The organism is Pseudoalteromonas sp. AWM4_233 (assembly GCF_056158285.1).
This window is the reverse complement of sequence record NZ_JBSWSZ010000039.1, coordinates 1-8,514: the sequence shown is the minus strand read 5'-3', so window position 1 is coordinate 8,514 and position 8,514 is coordinate 1. Positions and strand designations below refer to the sequence as shown.

Sequence of the window (8,514 nt, the reverse complement as noted above, 5' to 3'; positions counted from 1 at the left end):
AAGGTTAACGACGGTTAGATTCACCTCTTACACAGCACCTTGGCCAAATGTGTGACCCAAATTAAGAAGTGCCCTCAAGCCTGCTTCTTTCTCGTCTTGAGAAACAATTTCAGCTTTGATTTCACAGCAACGGTAAATAACTTTTTGTAACACATCGTTTTGTAGATTGCTGAGTTCTTCATGTTGCTCTTCTAAAAAGTTCAGAAGTGCTAGGTCGTAAATTAAACCGTACTTGATAACTTCAGCCATGCCCGCTGCAAACTCTCTACTGGGTAGAGTTTTCAAGCTATTGATATCGATGAAAACTGCTTTGGGCTGATAAAAAGCCCCGATCATGTTTTTACCTAGCGGGTGGTTTACTGCTGTTTTACCGCCTACAGAAGAATCAACTTGTGATAGCAAAGTCGTTGGAATTTGAATGAATGGTACACCGCGTTGATAGCACGCCGCCACAAAGCCTGTTAAGTCCCCAATTACCCCACCGCCAAGCGCGATTAAACAGGTATCTCGACCACAATTATGTTCAAGTAAAAATGCTGAAACTTTTTCAAACCACTCAAGGGTTTTAAATTGCTCACCATCAGGGAGAATAAAATGCAGAGGCTCTAACTCGTTGAGTTGAGTTAACAGTGAGTCTAAGTACAGAGGGGCAACCGTTTCGTTGCTGATGATCACTGGGCGACATTTACCTATATGTGATAACAATCGCCCACTGTTTCTGTTACTTCGTTCAGTTACGTATTGCTAAGGTTAAAAGAAACAGGATGACAGAACCCTCCAGCACCTCACCCGAAAGCATCATCAAGCGACTCTCGCTTTTCTGACGACGTGTTTTGCGTGAAAAGCTTTGCATTTTTTGCACCGTTTCAGCGCTGCTGGCTTCCATATCGCTGGTACCAATCAGGCTATCGGCGTCAATTTGCATCAGTTTGGCGTAGGATCGCAAATAGCCACGTGTAAACGTGGCCAATTGTTCGGTATCTGGATTGTTGTTTTCGAGGTCTTCAATCACGCTCACGCGCAATCTCAGCCTGTCGGCAACATCGCGAACACTCCAGCCCATTTTTTCACGCGCTTGCTTTAATACTTCCCCGGGCGCAGGTTTAGTATGCGTTTGCGCTTGTTCTTCCGTCTGTTCAGTATTCATTCGCTAGGTACAATTGATATTCTTTGGATTCTGGAAACTGTTGCGCCAATCGTTGTGCATCATGGGCAGCTTGCTCCGCGTTGCCTTGTTGTTGATGTGCCTTCACTAAAAGCAACAGCCCCGCAGGGCGCTCGCCGATCTGTCTTTGCAGACGTTGAATACGTGCGATAGCACGCGTCTCTTGCCCATCTTCGATTTCAAGTTTGGCAAGTTGCAATCCTGACCGCACTCGAAGTGGATCATGATCGACGGCTTTTTCAAACAAGGCTTTTGCACTTTGCCTTTCCCCAGCCGTTAGCTGACAAAAAGCGGCATTTTCATAACTGTCTGACACCCGATGATAATACGGTTGCGCAATGGCTTGCAAAAATGCTTGCTTCGCCGCAGCGAAACGCCGCTGCTCACACAAAAATACACCGTAATTGTTATATACGTCGCCATTATCGGGCGCCTGGCGCAATGCTTGTTGATAAAAACGGTCGGCTTTTTCACTTTCACCGACACGTTGTTGATAATACGCCATTGACAGCAAGGCACGATAGTAGTCTGGCGCATATCGTAGCGCTTGTTGTAAGTTTTGCTGCGCTTGTTGATAGCGATCACTGTTTAGGTAGCCTAATCCCAGTGATATTCGGGCATCCGCTGCCCGAATACTATCAAATTCTGAACTTTTTTGCTTTTCTACTGGCGAGGCACATCCAGCCAACGTCATGATGAGTAAGAGTACACAGCCAGTACGGTGCATGTCCCTATCCTTTTTCTGAGCCTAACGGTCAGACTGGACGAACAGGGATAACCTCCTGTGCACCCAGTCGCTTCTCGGCGCGTTTGGTTCGATCAATGATATCGCCAGCTAATTGCCCACAAGCGGCATCAATATCATCTCCACGCGTCTTGCGTACCGTCACGGTAAAATCGTATTCCATCAAGGTTTTCATAAACCTATCGATACGAGAATTACTCGGTTTCTTGTACGGAGACTCAGGATACGGGTTAAATGGAATAAGGTTAATCTTCGCTGGCGTATCTTTCAGTAGCTCTGCGAGCTGACGCGCATGCTCCATATAATCGTTGACATGATCGAGCAAAATATACTCAACCGTGACACGACCACGGTTCGCGTTCGATGTCGCAATATAGCGGCGTACGGCATCAAGGAAAGCTTCAATGTCCCAGCGGTCATTGATTGGCATGATCTGGCTGCGAAGCTCATCGTTCGGCGCATGCAGAGAAATCGCCAACGCAACGTCGATTTTACCGATCATTTGCTCAAGGCCAGATACAACCCCTGAGGTTGAGACCGTCACGCGACGCTTCGATAGGCCATAGGCGTTATCGTCTAGCATCAGGTTCAACGCTGGGATCAGGTTTTTCATGTTCAGTAACGGCTCGCCCATGCCCATCATCACCACGTTAGTGATCGGACGGCGACCGGTTTCTTTTTCAATCCCAATTTCTTTCGCCGCACGCCATACCTGACCGATGATCTCAGACACGCGCAAGTTGCGGTTAAAGCCTTGGGCACCGGTCGAGCAGAATTTACAATCCAGTGCACAGCCAACCTGCGAAGAAACACACAAGGTAGCCCGGTCATCTTCTGGGATATAGACGGTTTCAACATCTTGGCCAGCCACACGCATGGCCCATTTAATGGTGCCATCTTTTGAGTACTGGGCCGATGCCACTTCTGGTGCGCGGATCTCCGCCACACGCTTGAGTTTCTCACGCAACTTCTTGTTGATGTTGTTCATCTCATCGAAGTCGTCGCAACCGAAGTGATAGATCCACTTCATGACTTGGTCGGCACGGAATGCCTTTTCGCCGAGCTCGTCAGCAAAATATGCACGGAGTGCCTGCCTGTCAAAATCAAGCAGATTAACTTTCTCTGTTGTCATTGGGGGTTGCCTCGTAAGAACTAGCTGTGTGGTAAAGACAAGTATATTCGCCATTGCGTCACGCTGCTTGTCCGCCCTGTCATGCCGACAAGGGGCTGGCGTGCGCGCTCAAGGCGCGAAATTGTACAGGCTTTAGATCACAGTTTCCACTCTCAGCGAGCAGGGTTATTTGCACTTAAGACGTAAAAAAAGAGGCCAACGCCTCTTTTTAAAACACCCGTGCGCTAAAAGCGGGATTAGCAACGAGGATCGATATCATCGGCCGTGAAGAAGTAAGCAATTTCACGCTCAGCAGACGCGGGGCTATCCGAGCCATGCACTGAGTTGTATTGCATGCTTTCTGCAAAATCGGCGCGCAAGGTGCCACAGGCCGCTTCTTCTGGGTTGGTTTTCCCCATTAGCTCGCGATAACGGCTAATCGCGCCCTCACCTTCTAGCACTTGGACCATAATGGGACCCGAGGTCATAAACTCGACCAGTGACGCAAAGAACGGTTTGCCTTGGTGTTCGGCATAAAACCCTTCTGCTTGCTCCTTGGTCAGATGCAGCATTTTCGCTGCGACAATACGCAAACCAGCACTTTCGATACGCTGATAGATAGCACCAATGAGGTTACGCTCTACGGCATCAGGCTTGACGATAGAAAAAGTGCGTTCAATGGTCATTCGCTTTTCCTTTCACTCTCTATAATGGGCCTCAAGGGACGATACGGGCCTACCCTAGCAGACTTTATCCGTGCGCCCTAAGCCTAATCAGGCGAAGCGTTAACTGGCACAAAAAATCAGTGACATGCTTCGCCTGTTTTCAGTCAATGAGCAATTATTTCGCCTCATCCAACAACACACGAGCGAGGGTTTTCACACCCATACCGGTCGCGCCCACCGCCCATTTGTCATTCGCGGCTTTACGATAGGTACCGGAGCAATCAACGTGCATCCAACCTTTTTGATAATCATCCACGAAGTAGGACAAGAACGCAGCCGCGGTGCTCGCGCCTGGCATGTATGCACCAGAAGACGCATTGGCAATGTCCGCGAACGATGAAGGCAAGAGTTTACGGTGGAATTCTGCCAGTGGCAGCGGCCACATACCTTCACCTTCTTGCTGCGCCGCCTCAAGGGTGCGATGCGCCAGCGAGTCGTCAAAACTGAATAAAGCGTGATAGTCATTACCCAACGCGGCTTTCGCTGCACCGGTTAGGGTCGCGCAATCAATCAAGAGTTCAGGCTTGTGTTCACAGGCGTACATCAGACCATCGGCTAAGACTAATCGACCTTCCGCATCAGTGTTGAGCACTTCGACCGTCACACCGTTTTTGTAGGTAATGATATCCCCAAGCTTATAGGCGCTGCTTGAGATCATGTTTTCTGCGCAGCATAGGATCAATTTGACGCGCTTATTCAGCCCTTTGGCAATCGCCATCGCCAATGCCCCAGTCGCGGTGGCAGCACCACCCATATCGGCTTTCATCGACGCCATAAAGTCAGACGGCTTAATGCTGTAACCGCCCGAGTCGAAGGTGATCCCTTTCCCCACTAAACACGCATAGACAGGCGCAGATTCATCACCAGTTGGGTTGAAGTCAAGCTGCAGCATGGTCGGTTTACGGGCCGAACCACGTCCAACGGTGTAAATGCCGTTCCAGCCTTGCTCAAGCAAATCGGTGCCAGAAATAATTTTATAACTGACCGCCTCCGGGGCCATGGATTTGACAAACTCCCCCGCGCGGGCAGCTAGTTGATGAGGGCCCACTTCTTCGGCAGTTTGGTTGATAATGTCGCGCACCCAATCGCCCACTTGCTGGCGCAGGGCAAACTCATCGGCATCGGCGCCACTGAGCACCGCCTGTTCAAATGCGACGGTATTTTTCGGGCCGCGCAAACCTTGATAGAACGCCCACGCCAGTTCCAAGTCCCAATGATCGCCACTAAGCGTTAATGCTGGTACGCCTTGCCCTTCAAGCTTGCGAGCGGCTTGCTGTACTCTATCGCGTTGCGTCTCGCCTTTTGGCGCGTGTACAACCGCTTTATCCGCCTCAAATGAGACCAAGGCGTTCTCGCCCCAATGCGCGGCTGCCGGTTCATGCGACAAAGTAACCATTAATGTTTCAGACATAGTTGCACTCCTTGTACTATCGCGCTGCTTTTTGCTGCGCAGCGTCATCCGGCTATCTTAATCGAGGTCGATGACAGCCAGTTGAATGTAAAAAAGCGAGCCGATTGGCCCGCTTTTAATAATGTGTTAGATATTTGGCCACAGATACTGTGCCGAGGCAGTGGCTAAAATACAAGTATTATCAGCCACTCACGAGAGTTAACCCTCAGTCTAGCTCATCCATCCAACACATGATGATCGCTTCTAGGATACGCTCATTGGAACGCTCCGGATCGTCATCAAAATCCTCTAACTCAGTGATCCAACGGTGTAAATCCGTAAAGCGTACCGCTTTAGGGTCCACATCTGGGTAAATATCACTCAGTTCAATCGCGATATCGCGTGAATCTGTCCATTTCAAGCTCATCTTGCTTCTCCGTCCTTAGCGGCTTGGATTAATGGTTTTCTGCCGCATGGTTGAGGGTATAACGTGGGATCTCGACCACGAGATCTTCATCCGTGATTTTTGCCTGACAGCCAAGACGCGATTCAGGCTCCAGCCCCCACGCTTTATCCAGCATGTCGTCTTCTAGCTCGTCACTTTCGTCGAGTGAGTCGAAGCCTTCACGAACAATGATGCGACGCGTGGTACAGGCACAGGACTTTTCACAGGCATGTTCAATCCCAATACCGTTTTTTAGCGCCACGTCGAGAACCGTTTCACCTTCTTTGGCCTCTAATTCTGCGCCTTCTGGACACAAATCTTGGTGTGGCAGAACAATAATCTTAGGCATGATTACACCTCATCAATGGATTGGCCGGCCAACGCATGACGAATCGATTGGTCCATGCGACGTGCCGCAAAAGTCTGGCTTGCTTTATCCAGCGCTTTGATTCCGGCTTCTATCGCAGCGCCATCATCACCGTTGCGCAGAGCGATCAGTTTTTCTATTTCATTCACCAGTGCTTGTTGCTCATCGGCATCAAGCAAGGTATCGCCATCTTGTTGCATAGCAACAAGCAGCCCCTCAATCACGCGGTCAGCTTCAACACGCTGCTCTGCTAAGTAGCGCGCGTCTTTGTCTTCCGCCGCATGGGTAAACGATGATTTGATCATCGTAGCGATCTCGTCATCGCTGAGGCCGTAAGACGGCTTCACTTGGATGGACGCTTCAACCTCGGTCGATTTTTCCATCGCGGTGACAGACAGCAAACCGTCAGCATCCACTTGATAGGTGACGCGCACATGTGCCGCGCCAGCCGTCATGGGTGGAATGCCTTTCAGACTAAACTGGGCCAGTGAGCGACAGTCGTCGACCATCTCACGCTCGCCTTGTACCACATGCACTTTCATGCCAGTTTGGCCGTCTTTGAAGGTCGTAAACTCTTGCGCTTTGGCGACAGGAATCGTGGTATTACGTGGAATGATTTTTTCCACCAAGCCACCCATAGTCTCAATACCGAGTGATAAGGGGATCACATCCAACAACAACATGTCAGAGTCTGGCTTGTTGCCGACTAAAATATCCGCTTGAGTGGCCGCGCCCATGGCAACCACTTTATCTGGGTCAATGCTGGTGAGGGGCTCACGACCAAAGAATTGGCCAACCTGCTCACGAACCGCAGGCACACGGGTTGAGCCGCCCACCATAACCACTTCCAGCACCTCATCAGCACTGACACTGGCATCTTTCAGTGCACGACGGCACGACATCAAGGTTTTCTTGATCAGTGGCGCCACCAGCTGATCGAACGTTTCTCGCGTCAGCACGCCCTGCCAGCCAAGTACATCAATGGCAGTGGTGTCCGCCGACGATAGCGCAATCTTGGCTTGTGTCGCCGCGTGAAGCACCGTACGACGCTCATCACCACTCAGGGTTTCAAATCCGGCTTGCTCGCAGATCCACTGTTCAACCAAGTGATCAAAATCGTCGCCACCCAGTGCCGAATCACCGCCTGTGGCCATGACCTCAAACACCCCTTTCGAGAGGCGCAAAATAGAAATATCAAAGGTACCGCCGCCAAGGTCATACACAGCAATCACGCCTTCTTCGACCAGAGTCGAGGCCATAGGCAATCGCCGCCGCGGTTGGCTCGTTGAGCAGGCGCAAGACATTGAGGCCTGCAAGTTTGGCCGCATCTTTGGTCCCTGCGCGCTGCGCATCGTCAAAGTAAGCGGGCACCGTAATGACCACGCCTTCTAAGGCGTCGCCTAGGCTGTCCTCTGCGCGCTCACGAACGGCACGTAAAATATCAGCCGAACCTTGAACTGGGTTAATCGCCCCTCGACGCGTCTCGACTTGTGGAAGGCCGTTTTCGGTTTTAGAAAACTGATAAGGCAAATTAGGGTAGCGAGCTTGGACATCTTCCAATGAGCGCCCCATCATACGCTTCACGGACACCAAGGTGTTCGCGCTGTCTGTCTGCACTTTGTCTAGTGCATCGTAACCGACAGAAACAGTCTCTTCACCGTAGTGGACGACGGAGGGGATTAAAGGTCGGTCTTGATGGTCGTTCAAGGTGGTCGCCTTGCCACTTCGCACCGACGCTACCAAGGTGTTGGTGGTCCCTAAATCAATGCCCACCGCGTGTTTGTGCTCGTGCGGCGCAGCACTTTGACCGGGTTCTGAAATCTGTAACAGTGCCATGTCGAATCCTTAAACTTTACTGCGTTGACAGGCGAATAAGTGCAACATCAGCCCATGAGCTGATTCTTCAACGCGTTTCGCACCTCTTGACGAAGTTTGACCGCAAACTTGAGCTTACGAACGATCACCGCAGCATCTTGCCACTGCGATTGTGCTAGCGCAGTTTTAACGTCCGCGATCAAGCTGTCGTAAAGCGCTTGGGCTTTCTCACCAAAATCAAACAATGCCGCGTCGTCATGACTGTCGGTGATTGACTCAAGTTCTTCGCGCAGCATCATTTGCTGCATTAAAAACTCCGGATCCTGCATGGTCTGTTGCTCGTCTTTCAAGTCAATACCCTGCAGGAGCAGCATGTATTCTGCGCGACTCACCGGATCTTTTAAGGTCTGGAACGCATCGTTTATTTGGGATGCTTTTCTGTACCGCCTGAAGACGGGTCTTATCGTCTTGGCTAGCCACATTGTCGGGGTGGTACTGACGTTGCAGTTCCCGGAATGTGGAAGAAAAGCGAGCTACCGTCCAGCTCAAACTGGTACGGTAGCTCGAAGAGTTCAAAATGATTCATGTGCTCTCACGAATTACACGTTAAAGCTTTCGCCACAACCACACTCGCTGCTCACGTTAGGGTTGTTGAACTGGAAGCCCTCATTAAGGCCTTCTTTCACAAAGTCCAGCTCTGTCCCTTCGAGATAAAGCAGGCTTTTGCTGTCGACAATCACCTTTACACCGT

At 50.6% G+C, this 8,514-nt stretch carries 9 protein-coding genes and 2 pseudogenes; all 11 read right to left on the bottom strand.

The features are described 5' to 3' along the window. Positions 1-45: 45 nt before the first annotated feature. Positions 46-714: pseudogene (locus tag ACXAC4_RS19215) on the bottom strand (3-dehydroquinate synthase family protein); the annotation flags it as partial. 16 nt (positions 715-730) lie between these two features. Beyond that, complete coding sequence (locus ACXAC4_RS19210) at positions 731-1,147, bottom strand: helix-turn-helix domain-containing protein (protein WP_475164745.1); 417 nt, start codon at positions 1,145-1,147, stop codon at positions 731-733. After that, positions 1,137-1,892, bottom strand: coding sequence for a type IV pilus biogenesis/stability protein PilW (pilW, locus tag ACXAC4_RS19205; protein ID WP_475138402.1), 756 nt, complete (start codon positions 1,890-1,892; stop codon positions 1,137-1,139). Before pilW ends, ACXAC4_RS19210 begins: the two co-directional genes overlap by 11 nt. Before the next feature lie 28 nt (positions 1,893-1,920). Beyond that, the gene (rlmN, locus tag ACXAC4_RS19200; RefSeq protein WP_077456450.1) at positions 1,921-3,042 is read right to left on the bottom strand and encodes a dual-specificity RNA methyltransferase RlmN; all 1,122 of its coding nucleotides are present in this window, start codon (positions 3,040-3,042) and stop codon (positions 1,921-1,923) included. A 236-nt stretch (positions 3,043-3,278) separates the two neighbouring features. Beyond that, positions 3,279-3,707: a nucleoside-diphosphate kinase gene (gene ndk, locus ACXAC4_RS19195; RefSeq protein ID WP_475164743.1), complete on the bottom strand. Its 429-nt coding sequence runs from the start codon at positions 3,705-3,707 to the stop codon at positions 3,279-3,281. A gap of 154 nt (positions 3,708-3,861) precedes the next feature. Further along, positions 3,862-5,157, bottom strand: coding sequence for an aminopeptidase PepB (gene pepB / locus ACXAC4_RS19190; protein ID WP_475138399.1), 1,296 nt, complete (start codon positions 5,155-5,157; stop codon positions 3,862-3,864). Between the two features lie 205 nt (positions 5,158-5,362). Continuing rightward, complete coding sequence (gene iscX, locus ACXAC4_RS19185) at positions 5,363-5,563, bottom strand: Fe-S cluster assembly protein IscX (RefSeq protein WP_077478907.1); 201 nt, start codon at positions 5,561-5,563, stop codon at positions 5,363-5,365. A 28-nt stretch (positions 5,564-5,591) separates the two neighbouring features. Further along, complete coding sequence (gene fdx, locus ACXAC4_RS19180; protein WP_475164740.1) at positions 5,592-5,930, bottom strand: ISC system 2Fe-2S type ferredoxin; 339 nt, start codon at positions 5,928-5,930, stop codon at positions 5,592-5,594. A 2-nt stretch (positions 5,931-5,932) separates the two neighbouring features. Next, positions 5,933-7,784, bottom strand: a pseudogene (gene hscA / locus ACXAC4_RS19175) (Fe-S protein assembly chaperone HscA). 47 nt (positions 7,785-7,831) lie between these two features. Then, entirely contained in the window at positions 7,832-8,245 is a 414-nt protein-coding gene (hscB, locus tag ACXAC4_RS19170; RefSeq protein ID WP_475164738.1) for a Fe-S protein assembly co-chaperone HscB, read from the bottom strand. A 117-nt stretch (positions 8,246-8,362) separates the two neighbouring features. Continuing rightward, positions 8,363-8,514, bottom strand: a 152-nt coding sequence (locus tag ACXAC4_RS19165; protein ID WP_475164749.1) for a HesB/IscA family protein, incomplete at its 5' end; no start/stop codon positions are given.